An 18,189-nucleotide genomic window follows, 5' to 3' on the forward strand; every position below is an offset into this window, starting at 1 on the left:
CCGGGAACAGACGGGGCGTGTCGGAGAACGGAACCATGGACAGCAGTGCCACCAGCGCGGTCCCCTTGACCGGTGAGGACGAAGAGCTTCTCGCCGAAAGCGCGCTTCACGCGGCGATCCCGCAGGAGCTTTTCGGACTGGGCGAACTCGACGTCCTCTACGACGATCGCGCGGCCGCGCTCTGGACTTTCATGAACCCGGAGGGGCGCCCCAGTTTCACACCCGCAATGTTGCGCGATTTCGAGAGCTGGCAGGAACTGATCGGGGAGGGCTTCGGGCCGGGCAAGGTGCCGCTGCGCTATCTCATCCTCGGCAGCCGCGCGCGCGACGTGTTCTGCTTCGGCGGCGATCTCGAACTGTTCCAGCGGCTCATCCGCGACCAGGACCGCGACGGGCTGGTGCGCTACGGCCACCGCTGCTGCGCGATCCTCGACCGGAACATCAACACGCTCGGGATCCCGATGCTGACCGTGGGGCTGGTGCAGGGCGCGGCGCTCGGCGGCGGGTTCGAGGCGCTCCTTTCCTTCGACTACATCATCGCCGAGCGCCAGGCGACTTTCGGCCTGCCCGAGATCATGTTCGGCCTCTATCCCGGCATGGGCGCGCACGCCTTGCTCGCGCGCAAGCTGGGGAGCGCGATGGCCGACCGGATCATCGTCTCGAACCGGACCTACACGGCCGAGGAAATGTACGAGATGGGCATCGTCCACGCGCTCGCCGAGCCGGGGGATGGGGTGGGCGCGGTGCGCGATTTCCTCAAGAAATCGGACCGTCGCCATGCCGGCCTCGTGGGTTCGCGGCGGGCAATCAAGGAGGTCTGGAAGCTCGATGTCGCCGAACTCAACCGCATCACCGAGATGTGGGCCGACACCGCGCTGCAGCTTACTGAGACCGATCTCAAGGTGATGAACCGCCTTGTCGCGGCGCAAGCGCGCCTCGCGGAACGGATCGCGGCCGCTTAACCTTCCTCTCCATGGCCGAGCGCCATGTAGTCGTCGCTCTGCATCTCGTTCAGCCGGCTGACGGTGCGCTCGAATTCGAACGCGCCGTCGCCAGAGGGATAGAGGTCTTCGGGCAGCGCAGAGGCGGTGGCGAAAAGCTTCACCCGGTTTTCGTAGAGCGCATCGATCAGCGTGACGAAGCGCGCGGCCTCGTTGCGGTTCTCGGGGCCCATGCGCGGGATGCCGACGATGATGACCGTGTGGAAAGCGCGCGCGATGGCGAGGTAGTCGCGCGCGCCCCGCGCCGCTCCGCACAGCCGCTGGAAACTGAACACCCCGACACCCTTGAGGCTCTTGGGCACGTGGACCGTTCGCTTGGCGCCGACGGGCAGGTCCTCGCTCGGCACGTGCGCGGCATCCTCGGGCGCGAAATCGGTCAGGCGAAAGAACGCCTCGCGCACCTTCTCCGTTGCCTCGTCGCCCAATGGCGTATGCCAGGTTGCCAGCCCGCCGATCCGGTCGAGCCGGTAATCGGTCGGCCCGTTCAGGGGCAGGACGTCGAGCTCGCCCTCAATGAGGTCGATGAAGGGCAGGAAATGCTCGCGGTTGAGGCCGTCCTTGTAGAGATCGGTCGGCGGGCGGTTCGAGGTGGTGACGATGGTGACGCCGCGTTCCCGGATGAGCTGGGTGAACAGCCGGCTCATGATCATCGCATCGGCGGAATTGTTCACCACCATCTCGTCGAAAGCGAGACAGCGCACCCCTTCCGCCAGGCGCTCGGCAACGCGCGGGATGGGGTCGCCTTCGCGGAGCTGGCGGACCTCGCGCATCGTCTCGTGGACGTCCTGCATGAAGGCGTGGAAATGCACGCGGCGCTTCTGCGCTATTCCGAGCGTCTGGTGGAAGAGGTCCATCAGCATCGACTTGCCGCGCCCGACACCGCCCCACATATATACGCCTTCGGGACGCTTCGGTTGCTTGGCGAAGAGCTTGCCGAAAAGGCCGGGGAAGGCTGAGCTTGCTCGAGTTCGCGTTGCAACCGGTCGAGCCGCTCAGCCGCCGCGCGCTGGTCCGGGTCGGCGCGCAGTTCGCCGCTTGCGATCAGATCTTCATAGCGCGCGAGCAGGCCCGCCATCAGCGCGGTTTCATCTTGCGCACGATGCCCGAATAGCTCGCCACCACGTCGTCTCCCTGGACAGCCTGCCCGCGCAGGAACAGCATCCGCCCGGTCTCGCGCACGATTTCGGTCACGGCGTCGAGCGGCCTTTCGGGATCGCCTGCGCCGACGAATTGCGTTGACAATTCGACCGTCACCGACGGCCCGGCATCGCCGTGTCCGACAAGGTGCATGGTGGCGAACAGGGCGATGTCGATCAGGCCCAGCGTCGCCGCGCCGTGGATATTGTCACCGAGATTGGTGTGGCGGCGCTCGGGAAACATCCGCAGGCGGCACTGGTCGCCTTCGCGGCGCACGTGCATATCGCCCAGCACCGCGGTGTTGTAGCGCGTCCGATCGACGAGGTTCCAGCTGTACCAGCCGTCCTCGCCGCCCGCCTCCTCCGGTGGGATGGCGCGATAGTCGAACGGGGGACCGGCATCGTTCACGACCCGTCTCCTCCCGGCAATTCCCTCCCAGCCATGCGGAAGGTCAGAGCTCGCGCTCGGCCATCATCTTCTTGGTCTCTGCGATCGCCTTGGCCGGCGAAAGACCCTTGGGGCAGACATTCGCGCAGTTCATGATCGTGTGGCAGCGATAGAGCCGGAAGGGGTCCTCCAGCGCATCGAGCCGCTCGCCCGTCATCTCGTCGCGGCTGTCGGCGAGCCAGCGGTATGCCTGCAGCAGGATCGCGGGGCCGAGGAACTTGTCCGAGTTCCACCAGTAGGACGGGCAGGCGGTCGAACAGCACGCGCACAGGATGCACTCGTAGAGCCCGTCGAGCTTTTCGCGCTGTTCGGGCGACTGCAGCCGCTCCTTGCCCGAAGGCGTCGGGCTGACGGTTTGCAGCCACGGCTTGATCGAGGCGTATTGCGCGTAGAAATGCGTGAAATCGGGCACGAGGTCCTTGATCACGTCCATGTGCGGCAGCGGGGTGATGCGGATCTCGCCCTTCAGGTCCTCGATCGCGGTGGTGCAGGCGAGGCCGTTCTTGCCGTTCATGTTCATCGAGCACGATCCGCAGATCCCTTCGCGGCAGGAGCGGCGGAAGGTCAGCGTCGGGTCGATCTCGTTCTTGATCTTGAACAGGGCGTCGAGGACCATCGGCCCGCACTGGTCGAGGTCGATCTCGAACGTGTCGTAGCGCGGGTTCTCTCCGCTGTCGGGATCGTAGCGATAGACCTTGAAGCTCTTCACCCGCTTCGCGCCGTCAGCCTTGTGGACGCGGCCCTGCTTCTTGATCTTGGAATTCTTCGGAAGGGTGAAAGTCGCCATGGTGGTCGTGATCCCGGTTTGAACGTGCGCCCTATCTAACGGCTCGAGTGGACGAGGCAAGGCGGCAGGTGTTGCGTCGTTTGGCACGAAGCTTGTCCGCGCTTCAATAAGGCGGACAAAAGTTACACCCTGTCACTTTTATGTTCGCCTCCCAGCCGGTTGAAAAGAATGGGTTTTCTGATGGATTTGGCGAGCGGACGGACAGGGGGGCGGGGTTGATTTATGTTGCAATCTCCTTGGAACCGCTCTCGCCTTCCCGCGCTTTAGCTGACATGACCGAGGTAGGAAATTGGCCGCGCCGCGCGGCGGTGTGGGGATGTTCGGGCGGGATTGGCCGCGCGCTGTGCGAGGGGCTCGCCGAACACGGCTGCGAGACGATCTACGCGGGATCGCGCGGCGGCGATGAGCCTTCGGGCGGACCCTTCCGTCCTTTCGCCTTCGACCTCACCGACGAGGGCAGCATCGCATCCGCCGCCGAGGCGATGAAGGACGAGCCGCCTGAATGGGTCATAGTCGCGAGCGGGGTGCTGACGCTGGCGGACGGGACCGGGCCGGAGCGCAGCTACCGCCATGTCGAGGCGGCGAGCATGGCCGAAGTTTTCGCGGTGAACACGATCGGCCCCGCGCTTGTCGCCAAGCACTGCCTGCGGCTGATGCCGCGCAGGGAGCCCTTCGTCTTCGCTGCATTGAGCGCGCGGGTCGGCTCGATTTCGGATAACGGGATCGGAGGGTGGCATTCCTACCGCGCCTCGAAAGCGGCGCTCAATATGCTGCTGAAGAACTACGCGATCGAGATGGGCCGCACGCATTCCGGGGGCGTGGTGGTCGGCCTCCACCCCGGCACGGTCGATACGGCGCTGTCCGAGCCGTTCCAGAAGAACCTGCCCGATGGCCAGCTGACCGCGCCGGGCGAGGCGGCGGGCAAGCTGCTCGGCGTGCTCGCCGGGCTGGGGCCGCTGGACAGCGGCAAGGTGTTCGACTATGCCGGGCGCGAAGTGCCGGCTTAGTCGAATATCACGACGGCAAGCTCCGCCCAAACTGCGAGAAAACCGAAAGCCGAAAGCGCAATGCCCGCGATCCGTCCAGCGGGACGGGCGAACGCGCGCAGGGCGAGCTCGACCCCGGCCCACAGCGCGGCGAGCAGGGCAGCAGCGACGAGAAAATCGCCCGGTCCCCAGTCGACCTCGCCGGTGAACTGCATCGCAACAAGCGGCACTGCGAGAAGCGCGAGCGCTCCCGCGGCAAAGGCGCGGCGCAGCCCGCGCAAGGAGAGTGCCGAACCGATCGAGGCGGCGTTCATGTCGTGTCCTTTCCGGCCTGCGGGATTACTCTCACCGATTGGCTTTAGCTTCGATGAACAGCGCGGCGTGCCGCCCCGCAGACGATCGCTCAGCCCGCGATCAGCCCGTTGCGGCGCCAGCTTTCGGCGAGCAGCGTCTCGAGAAGGTCGGCATGGCTGAAACCTGCGTGCGCGGCGGCCTTGGCCATGACCTTTTCCGACCACAGGTTGCAGTTCAGGTTGATCTCGATGAAATTGATGTCGCCTGTCTCGAGGTCGAGTCTGAATTCGATCCGGCCATAGTCGAACGGCACGAATTCGCGCGCGAGAGCCTTGGCCATCTCCTCGATCTTCGCAGCGAAATCGGCATGGTCGAAGGCCTTGAGCGCGGCTTTCTCCGTGTTCTGGACGAGATCGCGCTTCTCGTAATAGGTCCACAACCGCTGCGTGTCCTCGCGCTCGTACCACAGCATCGGCAGGGCCGTCGGCTGATCGTTGAGCGTGATGAAGGCGCACTGGATGTCGTAGCCGTCGAGATAGGGCTCGACGATCGCATCGTGCCCCTGGCCGTGGATATCGGCGACTGCATTGGCGACGCCGGTGAAGTCGAACGCGTCGGAAATGCCCCAGCTTGCCGAAGAGGCGTTGGGCTTGATCACCCAGCGACCCGCGGGGCTCGCGGGCAGGTTCGCCTCTTCCACCGGGGCGCCCCGGCGGTAGCAGAACCAGTCTGCGGTCGGCACGCCCGCATGGCGAGCGACCAGCTTGGAGACCGACTTGTCGTCGCCCAGCCCGCGCAGGAAGGGCATCGCGCCGAGATAGGGGATGCGCTGCATATTGCACAGCAGGGGCACCATCATCTCCGAATTCACGAAGCCGCCGCGATTGAGCAGCGGGAACACGAAATCGACCTCGGGCCGCGTGAAGAGGATGTCGTAGCTGTCGCCCAGCTGCAGGTTCAGATCCAGCCCCTCGAGCGTCTGGCGCACCTCGTGATGGTAAATCGCGTGGTTCCCGTCCTCCGGGTGCATCCCGCCGCCCCACTTGGCGTGCTTGGCCATGTAGAGCAGGCGCACGCGCGCCTTGTCTTCGGGGGAAATGCGCAAGGGAGCGATGGATTGGGTCATCGGTACGTCCGTGGAAGAGGGAAAACTGGCGGCGCTGATTACAGTCTCGCGCTCCGCTCCGCCACACAAATCGTCGGCCGCGTGCGGTTGCGAAAGCGCTTGGCAGGCGGGTCGGATTGGGGAAGACTGGCAGCGGGGCAAGAGGAGACGGAGCGATGGGACTGGGGCAATGGTACGATCGCCACGTGATGCCGCGTCTCATCACCTGCGCCTGTTCGCAAGGACAGGTGATGAAGCGCCGGGCGGGCGTCGTGCCGCTGGCGAAGGGCGACGTGTTCGAACTCGGCTGCGGGGGCGGGATAAATCACGAGTTCTACGACGCGTCCGCGATCACCTCCTATGCCGGGATCGACCCGCATGAGAAGCTGCTTGACGGTGCGCGCGAGGCGGCGCGGGAGAAGGGCTGGAGCGCCGACATCCGGCAGGGGCGGGGCGAGGCGATCCCCTTTGCCGATGCCTCCTTCGACACGGTGGTGTGCACTTTCACCCTGTGTTCGGTCGACGACCCCGCGCAGGTGCTTGCCGAACTGGGGCGCATCCTCCGCCCCGGCGGGCAGGCGCTGTTCCTCGAACACGGCCGCGCGCCCGATGCGGGCGTGGCGAAATGGCAGGACCGGATCGAGCCCGTGTGGAAGCGCATGGCCGGCGGCTGCCACCTGACACGCCCGATCGGAAGCGCGTTTCGCGGTGCGGGATTCCATGTCGCTCCGATCGGGCAGGGTTACACGCCCCAGGCACCGAAATTCGCCGGGTGGATGGAATGGGGCGCTGCGATCAAGCCGGGCGGGTGAGGGCAAGCCCCACCGCCCGGCCTGTCACCTGAGCATCACTCGCCGCCTGAAAATCACTCGCCGAACGTGCGCTGCCACCAGCCGCGCTTCTTCGGGGCGGGCTTTTCCTCGCTCTTTCCAGTGCTTTCGACTTCCTCGGCTTCCGCTTCGGCCGGGGTGGGAGCGGGGGAAGTGGCGGGCTCGTCCGCAACCGTGCTGGCGCTCTCGCCCGCGTCATCGGCCTTTTTCGCGGGCGCCTTGCGGCGGCGCGGAGCCTTGGGCTTGGGCTCGGGCTCGGGCTCGGGCTCGGGTTCGGGCTCTGCCTCGACGGATGCCTCGGCGGGAGCGGCATCGGTCTCGCCCGCAGCGGCTGCCGCCTCGGCGTCCTTCTCGGCCTTGGTCTTGCGCGGGGCGCGCTTGCGCTTGGGCTTCTCCGCGGCGGGAGCCTCTTCGGAAGGCGTATCGCTGCCGGTGTCGGCTTCGGCCCCGGTATCGGCGGGCGCTTCGTCGGCCTTCTTCTTGCGCGGTGCACGGCGGCGCTTGGGCTTTTCCTCGGCGGGAGCCTCCTCCTGCACCATTTCCCCGGCGGTCTCGGGAGCGTCGTCTGGGCCGGAGACGACGGTCATGTCCTCCTTGACCTGCTCGGCGACCTCCTCGAGCTGGTCGGCACCCTGTTCGAGTTCATCGTCCGAACCCTCGTCGCCGTCCTGCCGCCGCGAGCGTCCGCGACCGCCGCGCCGGCGGCGCTTCTTGGGCTTCTCGCCGTTCTCGCCGCCTTCGCTCTCATCGCCGGACGCGCCGGAGTCGGAGCTTTCATCGCTGCTATCCGACGATTCCTCATCCGAGCCGTTCTCGCCGTTTTCTTCGCCGCCCTGCCGCTTCTTGCGACCGCGACCGCCGCGGCGGCGGCGGCGCTTCTTCTTGCGCGGGGCGCCGTCGTCATCGGACGAGGTCTCGTCGGAGGTGTTGTCATCCTCCTCGTCCGTCTCCTCGGGCAGCTTCTCGTCCTCCTCGTCATCGACGATGGGATCGAACTTGGGGACCGAAGCGGGCTTGGGCCCGGCGCTCGAGACGTTCATCTTCGCGCCCTCGTTCTCGCCTTCGGGCACGACTTCGACACGCACGCCATAGCGCTGTTCGATCTCGACGAGGTCGTCGCGCTTTTCGTTGAGCAGGTAGATCGCCGCTTCCGTGCTGGCGGCAAGGCGGATGATCGTGCCCTTGCCCTTGGCCGCCTCGTCCTCGATCAGGCGCAGCGCCGAAAGCCCCGCGCTCGACGCGGTGCGGACAAGGCCCGTCCCGTCGCAATGCGGGCATTCGCGGGTGGTCGCTTCGAGCACGCCGGTGCGCAGGCGCTGGCGGCTCATCTCCATCAGGCCGAAGCCGGAGATGCGCCCGACCTGGATACGCGCCCGGTCGTTCTTGAGCGCCTCTTTCATCGCCTTTTCGACCTTACGCACGTTGGAATTGTGCTCCATGTCGATGAAGTCGATCACGACGAGGCCGGCCATGTCGCGCAGGCGCAGCTGGCGGGCGATTTCCTTCGCCGCCTCGAGATTGGTGTGGAGCGCGGTCTGCTCGATCCCGTGTTCCTTGGTCGAGCGGCCGGAGTTGATGTCGATCGACACCAGTGCCTCGGTCGGGTTGATGATGAGGTAGCCGCCCGATTTGAGCTGCACCATCGGATCGTACATCGCGCGCAGCTGGTCCTCCGCGCCATAGCGCTGGAACAGGGGGACGGGGTCCGAATAGGCTTTCACCCGGCGCGCGTGGCTCGGCATCAGCAGCTTCATGAAACCCTTGGCCGCCTTGTAGCCGTCCTCGCCCTCGACGATGACTTCCTCGATCTCGCGGTTGTAGATGTCGCGGATCGCACGCTTGACGAGGTCGCTGTCCGAATGGATCAGGCTGGGCGCGGTCGAGGCGAGGGTCTTTTCGCGGATTTCGTCCCACAGGCGGGCGAGATAGTCGAAATCGCGCTTGATCTCGGTCTTGGTGCGGGAAAGCCCGGCGGTGCGCACGATCAGGCCCATGGTCTTGGGCAGTTTGAGATCGGAGACGACTTGCTTCAGCCGCTTGCGGTCGCTGGTCGAGCTGATCTTGCGGCTGATGCCGCCGCCATGGCTGCTGTTCGGCATCAGCACGGTGTAACGCCCGGCGAGGCTGAGATAGGTCGTCAGCGCCGCGCCCTTGTTGCCGCGCTCTTCCTTGACGACCTGGACGAGCAGGACCTGGCGGCGCTGGATGACGTCCTGGATCTTGTAGCGGCGACGCAGGGCCATGCGCTTGGCGCGGACTTCATCGACCTCCTTGGCGCGGCTGCGACCGCCGCCGTTCTTGCCGTTACCACGGCCCTTGCCCTGGCGGCGGCCCCGACGCGAGCGGCCCCGGCGGCTACTGCTCTCTTCGGTATTTTCGCCGTTGTCGTCGTCGTCCGAATCCTCGTCGTCGCTGTCGTCGTCGTCCGATGCGCCGTCCTCGATCGTGGAGACCTTGTCCGTGCTGTCGTCGTCGATTTCCTCGACCCCGTCCTCGGCGAAGTCTTCGGCAAGGCTTTCGCCGCTTTCGTCCTCAGCGTCGTATTCGTCGCCGGGCGCAATGCCTTCGCTTTCTTCCTCGTCGCGCAGGCGCTGCTCTTCCTCGGCCGCTTCGGCCTCTTCCTCGAGCAGTTTCTGCCGGTCCTCGTAGGGGATTTGGTAATAATCGGGGTGGATTTCGCTGAAAGCGAGAAAGCCGTGGCGGTTGCCGCCGAAATCGACGAAGGCGGCCTGCAGCGAGGGTTCGACCCTCGTTACTTTCGCCAGGTAGATGTTGCCCTTTATCTGCTTGTGTTCGGCAGATTCGAAATCGAATTCCTCAATCCGGTTGCCCTTGAGCACCGCCACCCGGGTCTCTTCCGAGTGGCGCGCATCGATAAGCATGCGCGTTGCCATTATGTAGTCTCCAGGCGCCCGCCCGCTTTCGCTTGAAGCGGCAGGGCGGACGCAAATTGTGGGATGGTGAGGCACCGGGCCTTGGGGCCGCGGCGCTATTGGTGTTCGCGGCCGCTCCGCTGGCGAAGTCCGGCGCGCTGTTCGTGTCTGCTGCGACGAGAGTGCGGATTTGGCCCGCGCCTCGGCCCGCGTGGCCCGGAGCGGCGAAGGCGCGCTCTTGGCTGGCTGGCGGGGGAAGGCGTCTCGTCACTGCATCAACCTGTGTGCGGGCGGCGCGGGGAATACCGGCCGGCCGTTCTTTCGGGTGAACGTCGCAAGTGTCCGGCAGTTTGGCCCCTTTCGGCGGCAAGTGCCCTGAAAACAGTTACGTCCACCTCGACTTGCTAGCACCGTGGGTTTCCACCCGCAACTCTATTGCGCTTGCCTCGCGCAACATCCTAAGCCGGGCGGGTCATGAGCTTTCGCACCCTGCTGCTGCTGGTCGTCGGCCTGCCCGCGCTTGTCGTCGGCGGTGCGATGGCGCTGGGGCTTACCATTCCGGTGCCGCACTGGGGCCGCGACTACGTGCTGCGCTTTGCTCTCGGCGGGGAGGAGGCGCGTCCGGTGGACCTGCCCGACATCGCCGGCCCCGACGATCCGACCCGTCCGCTGGTGGTGATCGATGCCGGCCACGGCGGACGCGATCCCGGCTCGGTCGGGGGCGGGGTGCGCGAAAAGGACGTCGTGCTCGCCATCGCCCGGGCCTTGCGCGAGGAACTGCTCGAGGCGGGCGGCATCCGCGTTGCGCTGACGCGCGAGGACGATCGCATCGTGCCGCTCGCCGACCGGCCCGAGATCGCCCGCCAGCTGGGCGCGGACCTGTTCCTGTCGATCCACGCCGACAGCGCGGGCGAGCGGGGCGATGTCGCGGGGGCGAGCATCTACACCTTGTCGAACGAGGCATCGAGCGAGGCGGCGGCGCGCTTCGCCGAGCGCGAGAACGACGCCGACCGGGTCAACGGGATCGTGATCGAAGGACAGAGCGAGACGGTCAGCGCGATCCTCGTCGAGCTGTCGCAGTCGCGCACGCAGGAGGAGGCGACCGAATTCGCATCCCTGATCGCGCGGGAGGGCGAGGGGCGAATCGCCTTCCATCCGCAGGCCCGCCGCTCCGCCGCGCTCGCCGTGCTGCGCGCGCCGGACGTTCCCGGCGTGCTGTTCGAAAGCGGCTTCGTCACCAATCGCGACGACCGCGCCCGGCTCACCACCGAAGAAGGCCGCGAAGCCTATGCCGAAGTGCTCGCGCGCGCGATCCGGGTCTATTTCGCCCGCCGCGCCGGGTCGTGAAGGCGATGCGTTCAGCGTGACGAAAGGCGCGGCGGGCAAAGCGGCATAGGCTGCGCGAAGCCGCTGGCGCGGCGCTTGCAAGCCGTGCTAATCGCCCCGACGATCATGACCGACCCCGCTGCCCTCTCCTTCGCCGATTATGCCCGCTACCGCGTCAACCGCGACCTCGGCGGGCTGGCCGCTTGGTTCGGCGCGAAATGGCGCGGGAGCCTCCTGTTCAAGCTCGCCGCCGCCGCGCTCGCGCTGTTCGTCGTCGTGTGGGTCGCGGCGTGGATCTGGCTGGCGAGCGACCTGCCGGATGCGGAAAGCCTGCTCGAATACGAAACACCGCTGCCGACCGTGGTGCGCGGGCTCGATGGCGAGATCGTCCATTCCTATGCCCGCGAGCGGCGCGTCCAGTTGCAATATCCCGATTTTCCCGAGCGGCTGAAGCAGGCCTATATCTCGGCCGAGGACAAGACCTTCTACAGCCATGCCGGGGTCGACCTCACCGGCACGCTCAATGCCGTGGTCGACTATGCCAGCAAGATGGGTTCGGGCGAGCGCGCGGTGGGCGGATCGACCATCACCCAGCAGGTCGCCAAGAACCTGCTGCTGGGCGATGAATATTCGGTCACGCGCAAGCTCAAGGAAATGATCCTCGCCACGCGGATCGAGGACGTCATGAGCAAGCAGGAGATCCTCGAGCTCTATCTCAACGAAATCCCGCTCGGGCGGCGCAGTTTCGGGGTGCAGGCGGCGGCGCGGGCCTATTTCGACAAGGACGTTTCCGATCTCGAACTGCACGAAATGGCCTTCCTCGCGATCCTGCCCAAGGCGCCGGAGCGGTATGGCCGCAAGGGTCAGGAACAGGCCGCGCTCGGCCGGCGCAATTTCGTGCTGCGTCAGATGGAGGCGAACGGCTTCATCACCGAAGCCGAGCGCGCTGCTGCCTCGGCCAAGCCGCTCGGCCTTGTTACCCAGCGCCGCGAGCGCAGCGTCGATGCAGGCTATTTCCTCGAAGAGGTCCGCCGCCAGCTGATCGCCGAATTCGGCGAAAGCGCTGAGGACGGGCCGAACAGCGTCTATGCCGGCGGGCTTTGGGTGCGCACCTCGCTCGATCCGGAAATGCAGGATGCCGCGCGCGAGGCCCTGCGCGAGGGGCTGATGCGCTATCACGGCAATCGCGGATGGGGCGGGGCGATCGCGACGATCGACGTGTCCGAAGGCAACTGGGCGCGCCAGCTGCAAAGCTCGCCGCTCGGCATCCGTTACAAGGACTGGCGGCTCGGCGTGGTGACGGTCCGCGAGGGTTCATCGGCGCGGATCGGCTTTTCCGATGGGTCCGAAGCGCCGCTGACGGGCCTTCCCAATTCGCTCAAGGCGGGGGACGTGATCGTAGGCAGACCGTCCGGCAATGGCTACGCGGTCGCCACCGTGCCCGAAGCGCAGGGCGCTCTGGTCGTTCAGGACGCGCAATACGGGCGCGTGCTGGCGATGCAGGGCGGGTTCGATTTCCGCCTGTCGGACTTCAACCGCGCGACGCAGGCCAACCGCCAGCCGGGCTCGACGATCAAGCCCTTCGTCTATGCCACCGGGCTCGACAACGGAATGACCCCGTCGACCCAGGTCGATAACACCCGCTATTGTTATTATCAGGGCGCCAACCTCGGCGAGAAATGCATTCGCGGCGGGCGTGCGGGGCAATTTCCGATGCGTTACGGCCTCGAGCAGTCGCAGAACATCATGACCGTGCAGATCGGCTCGACCGTGGGCTTCGACAACGTGGTCGACACGATCGAACGCCTCGACATCAGCGAGGACGCGCAGCCCTATCCCTCGACCGCGCTGGGTGCGGGCGAGACGACGGTGTCGAAAATGGTCGCCGCCTATGCCGCTCTTGCCAATCACGGGCGTTTGAACGAACCGACCGTGATCGATTACGTGCAGGACCGCCACGGCAAGGTCATCTGGCGCGCCGACGAGCGGCCCTGCCGGGGCTGCAACATGGCCGAATGGGACGGCCAGCCGATGCCGCGCTTCGGATTGAAGGGCGAGCAGGCGCTCGACCCGCGCACCGCGTTTCAGGTGATGCATATGCTCGAAGGCGTGGTGCAGCGCGGGACGGCGACGAACCTGCGCGATCTCGGCTTGCCGCTGTTCGGCAAGACCGGGACCACCAGCGGGCCCAAGGACGTGTGGTTCATCGGCGGCACGCAGCAGCTGATCGCGGGCGCTTACGTGGGTTTCGACACCCCGCGCAACATGGGCGGCTATGCCTATGGCGGGACGATCGCCGCGCCGATCGTCAAAAGCCTCATCCAGAAGACGAAGCCGCGTTGGTCCGACCTTCCCCCGGTCGCGCCCGAAGGCGTCCGCATGGTCCGCATCGACCGCCGCACGGGCAAGCGTGTGTTCGAGGGCTGGCCGACCGACGACCCGCTCTCCGGCATCATCTGGGAAGCCTTCAAGCCCGACACCGAGCCCGAGCGTTTCACCCGGCAGGACGCGATCGCCGCGCGGCGCGAGGAGATCCTCGAACTCATCCGAACCGGCCGTCTCGGCGCGGTCCCGAGCCAGCAGGAAAACGCCTTCGGCCAGCCGAGCGATTTCGTCGAGGAGCAGGGCGGCATCTATTGACCCTGCTGCTGCGTAGCTTTCGCTCTCACGAGGAGACTGTCATGATCCGTTTTTCCGCGTTTCTAGCCGCTGCTCTCGCCGCGGTTCTGCCCGCCGCGCCTGCGCTGGCCGAATTGCCGGTGGGCAAATCCGCGCCCGCCTTCTCCACTCAGGCCGCGCTTGCGGGCAAGGAATTCGGCTTTTCGTTGAAGGAGGCGCTGAAGAAAGGCCCGGTCGTGCTCTATTTCTACCCCAAGGCGTTCACGCAGGGCTGCACGCTCGAGGCCAATGCTTTCGCCGAAACCATGCCCGAGTTTGAAAAGGCCGGCGCGAGCGTGATCGGTATGTCGAACGACGACATCGCCACCTTGAAGCGCTTCAGCCGCGAGGAATGCCGCGATGCCTTCCCGGTCGGCGTCGCCAGCGCCAAGGTGATCGCCGACTACGACGTGAAGCTGGGCACGACCGGGCTCGCGAGCCGCACCTCCTATGTCATCGCGCCGGACGGGCGGATCGTCGCGGTACATTCGGACAGCGATTATCGCGGGCACGTCACCGAAACGCTCGCCGCGGTGCGCGCGCTGTCCAAGTGAGCCGGGCGCGGTGATCTTTACAATCGCATGATGCTCGCTAGGTGAAGCCTCCCGCCGGTGTCGGCGGGACCGAACCGAGCGTGCGAAGGAACACCAATGCGGGCAGAAGCCCAGGCCCATATCGACCGGATCGAAGCCGCACTCGCGCTGGTACGCCAGTCGCTCGACTGGGAGCGCGCGCTGCGCCGCCTCGATGAACTCAACGCGCGGGTGCAGGATCCGACGCTGTGGGACGACCCCAAGGAAGCCCAGGCGATCAGCCGCGAGCAGAAGACGCTCGAGACGGCGGTGAACACCGTGCGCGAGATCTCGAGCGAGATGGCCGACGCGATCGAATTCATCGAAATGGGCGAGGCCGAGGGCGAGGAAAGCGTCGTGAACGACGGCCTGAAAAGCCTCGAACGCCTCGCCGAACGCGCCGATGCGGACAAGGTCCAGGCGCTGCTTTCGGGCGAAGCGGACGGTAACGACACCTATCTCGAAATCCATGCGGGCGCGGGCGGGACGGAAAGCCAGGACTGGGCCGAAATGCTCTTCCGGATGTATTCGCGCTGGGCCGAGCGGCGCGGGTTCAAGGTCGAGACGGTCGAATACCAGGCGGGCGAGGCCGCGGGGATCAAGTCGGCGACGCTGCTTTTGAAAGGCGAGAACGCCTACGGCTACGCCAAGACCGAAAGCGGGGTCCACCGGCTCGTCCGCATCAGCCCCTATGACAGCTCCGCGCGGCGCCACACGAGCTTCTCCAGCGTCTGGGTCTATCCGGTGATCGACGACGACATCGACATCGAGATCAATCCCGCCGACCTCAAGATCGACACTTATCGCGCGTCCGGCGCGGGCGGGCAGCACGTCAACACGACCGACAGCGCGGTGCGGATCACCCACCAGCCGACCGGGATCGTGGTGGCGAGCCAGAGCGACCGTTCGCAGCACAAGAACCGCGCGACCGCGATGAATATGTTGAAAGCGCGCCTGTTCGAACGCGAAATGGCCGAGCGCGAGGCGGCGGCCTCGGGCGAGTACCAGGAAAAGAGCGAGATCGGGTGGGGCCACCAGATCCGCTCCTACGTCCTCCAGCCGTATCAGATGGTGAAGGACCTGCGCACCGGGGTCACCTCGACCTCGCCCGACAACGTGCTCGACGGGGAGATCGACCCGTTCATCTCCGCCGCGCTCGCGCAGCGGGTGACAGGCGAGACGGTCGAGATCGAGGACGTCGAATAGGGCGGGGCGCTATTCGGAGATTGCGTCCTCGATGGCGCTTTCCCACTCGTAGACCGGTGAGAGCTCGGCCCATGGCCCGATCGCGACGATGCTGGGCCGGGCGAGCAGTTCGGCCGCTTCGCGCGCGGCTGCCAGCAGCGCGGGCTTCGAGGTGAAATTACAGATCGTCACGCCACTCGCCGGGTCCGCGCTGATCTCGAGCCCCGTTCGGGCGGGCGTTCCCCGGCAGTCGGGCGCGTAGATTCTCAAGATGCGTTCCTCGTCCAGCGAAGCGATCATGTAGAGCTTTTCCCGTTCACCGTCCTCGCCCGAGCCGTGAAGAAGATGCCAGCCTTCCGGCGCTTGCGGGATGGCGACGAAATTGAGCGTGCTGACCGCTACAAGCGGCTCTTCGATGAGCGCCGCCACAGCCTCGTCCTTGGCGTAGGTGACGGTCTGCCTCACGCTGCCATCGGGCTGCGGTTCGAAAACCATGCTTTCGATCTCCGCCATCTCGCCGCGGTAGACGGTGTAGCGATAGGGGCCTTCGAGATCGACCGCAGCGTTGTCGGCGGGGCCGAACAGCGGATCGGTCGAGAGCCAGCAGCCGGACAGCGCCAGCGCAGCGAGCAACGACAGGAAGGTCCGCAATTGCTTCATGGTTCGTTTGCCTTGCCTTGAGAGAATGCCAAATTGGCTTTTGCCAAGGCCACTTCACCGCATTAAGCGCTTTGCCTGATGCGCTCCAGACTGTTCACAGGATTGACGCTGCTCCTGCTCGCGCTTCCGCTTGGCGGTTGCGACGCGCTGCTCGCCCCGTCCGATCGGCCCGCGACCGCGCTCGACTTTCCCGAGCCCGACCGGCCCGTGGCGCGCGTCGTCTCCAACCAGTTCGCCGACGAGGACGCCCGCGACGAGCGCGAGGAGGCGCGGATCGTGATGGACCTCGCCGATATCAAGCCCGGCATGACCGTCGCCGACATCGGGGCGGGTGGCGGATATTACACCGTCCGCCTCGCCGAAAGGGTGGGTGAGGAAGGCCGGGTGCTGGCGCAGGACATCGACTGGGAGGCGCTCGAACGCCTCGGCCAGCGGGTCGAGCGCGAGCGGCTTGAGAACATATCGATCAAGCCAGGGCGCGAAGACGACCCGCAACTGCCGCCCGACAGTTTCGACCGCATCTTCCTCGTCCATATGTATCACGAAGTGACCGAGCCCTATGCCTTCCTCTGGCGGATGTGGCCTGCGCTGACGGCCGAGGGCGAGATCATCGTGGTCGAGACCGACCGGCCCGTCGGAAGCCACGGCCTGCCCCACGCCCTGCTGTTTTGCGAGTTCGAGGCTGTGGGCTACACCCTCATCGAATATATCGAGCGGCCGGACATCAAGGGATATTTCGCGCGCTTCGGCAAGGGCGAGGCGCGCACCGAACCGGAGGCGATCGAGCCTTGCAGCGCCGTATGAGCCTCGCGCGGAAGGCCATGACAGGCCCGCAATAGGTCATTGCCGCAGCGAAGCTGCTTCCTTATGTGACGCCATGATTTCAGTGGGGCACAAGGCGCCCTGCGAACGGGAGTGAAGTATTGTTCAAGGGATTGAGCCCGATCGTCTATGGCGGCCGGGAAGTTTGGCCGCTGATCGAAGGCGGGAAGGGCGTGTCGGCGACCAACCACGCGAGCTCGGGCGCATGGGCGGCGGCGGGCGGGATCGGGACCGTCAGCGCGGTCAATGCCGACAGCTATGACGAAAACGGCGATGTCATCCCGCAGGTCTATCACGGCCGCACCCGCGAGGAGCGTCACCAGGAGCTGATCCGCTACGCCATCGACGGCGCGACCGCGCAGGTCCAGCGCGCGCACGAGATCGCTGGCGGTCGCGGTGCCATCAACATCAACGTGCTGTGGGAAATGGGCGGGGCGCAGGCCGTGCTCGAAGGCGTGCTCGAACGCACCCGCGGCATGGTCGCGGGCGTCACCTGCGGCGCGGGGATGCCCTACAAGCTGGCCGAGATCGCGGCTCGCTTCAACGTCAATTACCTGCCGATCGTGAGCTCCGCGCGCGCCTTCCGCGCGTTGTGGAAGCGGTCCTATCACAAGGTGTCCGAGCTGATGGCCGCGGTCGTGTACGAAGACCCCTGGCTCGCGGGCGGGCACAATGGCCTTTCCAACGCCGAGGACCCGCGCCAGCCGCAGGACCCGTACCCGCGTGTCAAGGAACTGCGCGCCACCATGCGCAAGGAAGGCGTGTCGGAAGACGTGCCGATCGTGATGGCGGGCGGGGTGTGGTACCTGCGCGAATGGAACGACTGGATAGACAATCCCGAGCTGGGGAAAATCGCCTTCCAGTTCGGCACGCGGCCGCTGCTGACCAAGGAAAGTCCGATCCCGCAGGTCTGGAAGGATATGCTGCGCACCGTGGAGAAGGGCGACGTGCTGCTGCACAAGTTCTCGCCCACGGGCTTTTATTCGAGCGCGGTCAAGACGCCCTTCCTCTACGACCTCATGCACCGTTCGCAGCGGCAGATCCCCTTCCACAAGCGCGGCGAAGTCGAGGGCACGGTGCAACTCGGCGACACCGGCAAGGCGAGGAGCTTCTGGGTCACCCCCGAGGACAAGCGCCGCGCCGAAGTGTGGATGCGTGAGGGGCACACGGAACCGCTCAAGACGCCGGAGAACACCATCGTCTTCGTGACGCCCGACAAGCGCGACGAAATCCGCAAGGACCAGCAGGACTGCATGGGCTGCCTGTCGCACTGCCAGTTTTCCAGCTGGAAAGACCACGACGACCACACCACCGGGCGGCTCGCAGACCCGCGCAGCTTCTGCATCCAGAAAACCCTGCAGGAAATCGCCCACGGCGACGACCCGGCCGACAACCTCGCCTTCGCGGGACACTCGGCCTACCGCTTCAAGACCGACCCGTTCTATTCGAACGGCTACACGCCCACTGTGGGCGAGCTGGTCGAGCGGATTTTGACGGGGGATTGAG

15 protein-coding genes and 1 pseudogene are annotated in these 18,189 nt (G+C 66.1%); 9 read left to right on the top strand and 7 right to left on the bottom strand.

What is annotated here, in order from left to right; all coding sequences use genetic code 11:
* Positions 1-35: 35 nt before the first annotated feature.
* Positions 36-962 (top strand): crotonase/enoyl-CoA hydratase family protein, encoded by a 927-nt coding sequence (locus G9473_RS04180; protein ID WP_291136305.1) that lies wholly within the window; start codon positions 36-38, stop codon positions 960-962.
* Here the strand turns inward: G9473_RS04180 and zapE are convergent.
* The 3 genes and pseudogenes from zapE to G9473_RS04195 all read right to left on the bottom strand — a co-directional run bounded on the left by zapE (position 959) and on the right by G9473_RS04195 (position 3,372).
* A pseudogene (gene zapE, locus G9473_RS04185) lies at positions 959-2,076 on the bottom strand (cell division protein ZapE). The gene G9473_RS04180 and the pseudogene zapE overlap by 4 nt on opposite strands.
* The gene (locus tag G9473_RS04190; RefSeq protein WP_291138219.1) at positions 2,076-2,510 is read right to left on the bottom strand and encodes a PaaI family thioesterase; all 435 of its coding nucleotides are present in this window, start codon (positions 2,508-2,510) and stop codon (positions 2,076-2,078) included. Before G9473_RS04190 ends, zapE begins: the two are co-directional and overlap by 1 nt.
* 79 nt (positions 2,511-2,589) lie before the next feature.
* Positions 2,590-3,372 carry a succinate dehydrogenase iron-sulfur subunit gene (locus G9473_RS04195; RefSeq protein WP_291136307.1) on the bottom strand — a complete coding sequence of 261 codons (783 nt, stop codon included), beginning with the start codon at positions 3,370-3,372 and terminating at the stop codon, positions 2,590-2,592.
* A 272-nt stretch (positions 3,373-3,644) separates the two neighbouring features.
* On the opposite strand from G9473_RS04195, the gene G9473_RS04200 reads away from it, so the two are divergent.
* Positions 3,645-4,379, top strand: a complete 735-nt coding sequence (locus tag G9473_RS04200; RefSeq protein WP_291136309.1) for an SDR family NAD(P)-dependent oxidoreductase — start codon at positions 3,645-3,647, stop codon at positions 4,377-4,379.
* Here G9473_RS04200 and G9473_RS04205 read toward each other — a convergent pair.
* Complete coding sequence (locus G9473_RS04205) at positions 4,376-4,672, bottom strand: hypothetical protein (RefSeq protein ID WP_291136311.1); 297 nt, start codon at positions 4,670-4,672, stop codon at positions 4,376-4,378. The genes G9473_RS04200 and G9473_RS04205 overlap by 4 nt on opposite strands.
* 89 nt (positions 4,673-4,761) lie before the next feature.
* Entirely contained in the window at positions 4,762-5,778 is a 1,017-nt protein-coding gene (locus tag G9473_RS04210) for a phosphoribosylglycinamide synthetase (protein WP_291136313.1), read from the bottom strand.
* A 155-nt stretch (positions 5,779-5,933) separates the two neighbouring features.
* On the opposite strand from G9473_RS04210, the gene G9473_RS04215 reads away from it, so the two are divergent.
* Positions 5,934-6,569 carry a class I SAM-dependent methyltransferase gene (locus G9473_RS04215; RefSeq protein ID WP_291136314.1) on the top strand — a complete coding sequence of 212 codons (636 nt, stop codon included), beginning with the start codon at positions 5,934-5,936 and terminating at the stop codon, positions 6,567-6,569.
* Between the two features lie 53 nt (positions 6,570-6,622).
* Here the strand turns inward: G9473_RS04215 and G9473_RS04220 are convergent, their stop codons facing one another.
* Positions 6,623-9,481 carry a ribonuclease E/G gene (locus G9473_RS04220; protein ID WP_291136315.1) on the bottom strand — a complete coding sequence of 953 codons (2,859 nt, stop codon included), beginning with the start codon at positions 9,479-9,481 and terminating at the stop codon, positions 6,623-6,625.
* A 453-nt stretch (positions 9,482-9,934) separates the two neighbouring features.
* On the opposite strand from G9473_RS04220, the gene G9473_RS04225 reads away from it, so the two are divergent.
* From G9473_RS04225 to prfB, 4 genes are all read left to right on the top strand, one after another.
* Positions 9,935-10,807 carry an N-acetylmuramoyl-L-alanine amidase gene (locus G9473_RS04225; protein ID WP_291136316.1) on the top strand — a complete coding sequence of 291 codons (873 nt, stop codon included), beginning with the start codon at positions 9,935-9,937 and terminating at the stop codon, positions 10,805-10,807.
* A gap of 105 nt (positions 10,808-10,912) precedes the next feature.
* Entirely contained in the window at positions 10,913-13,426 is a 2,514-nt protein-coding gene (locus G9473_RS04230; protein ID WP_291136317.1) for a transglycosylase domain-containing protein, read from the top strand.
* 41 nt (positions 13,427-13,467) lie between these two features.
* Complete coding sequence (locus tag G9473_RS04235) at positions 13,468-13,998, top strand: peroxiredoxin (protein WP_291136318.1); 531 nt, start codon at positions 13,468-13,470, stop codon at positions 13,996-13,998.
* Positions 13,999-14,094: 96 nt separating this feature from the next.
* Positions 14,095-15,222 carry a peptide chain release factor 2 gene (prfB, locus tag G9473_RS04240; RefSeq protein WP_291136319.1) on the top strand — a complete coding sequence of 376 codons (1,128 nt, stop codon included), beginning with the start codon at positions 14,095-14,097 and terminating at the stop codon, positions 15,220-15,222.
* A gap of 9 nt (positions 15,223-15,231) precedes the next feature.
* Here the strand turns inward: prfB and G9473_RS04245 are convergent, their stop codons facing one another.
* Entirely contained in the window at positions 15,232-15,861 is a 630-nt protein-coding gene (locus tag G9473_RS04245) for a hypothetical protein (RefSeq protein WP_291136320.1), read from the bottom strand.
* 78 nt (positions 15,862-15,939) lie between these two features.
* On the opposite strand from G9473_RS04245, the gene G9473_RS04250 reads away from it, so the two are divergent.
* Together G9473_RS04250 and G9473_RS04255 are read left to right on the top strand one after the other, a co-directional pair.
* Positions 15,940-16,665 carry a class I SAM-dependent methyltransferase gene (locus G9473_RS04250; RefSeq protein ID WP_291136321.1) on the top strand — a complete coding sequence of 242 codons (726 nt, stop codon included), beginning with the start codon at positions 15,940-15,942 and terminating at the stop codon, positions 16,663-16,665.
* A gap of 119 nt (positions 16,666-16,784) precedes the next feature.
* Positions 16,785-18,188, top strand: a complete 1,404-nt coding sequence (locus tag G9473_RS04255; protein WP_291136322.1) for a nitronate monooxygenase — start codon at positions 16,785-16,787, stop codon at positions 18,186-18,188.
* Position 18,189 lies beyond the last annotated feature (1 nt).

The organism is Erythrobacter sp., assembly GCF_011765465.1.
GTDB lineage: Bacteria > Pseudomonadota > Alphaproteobacteria > Sphingomonadales > Sphingomonadaceae > Erythrobacter.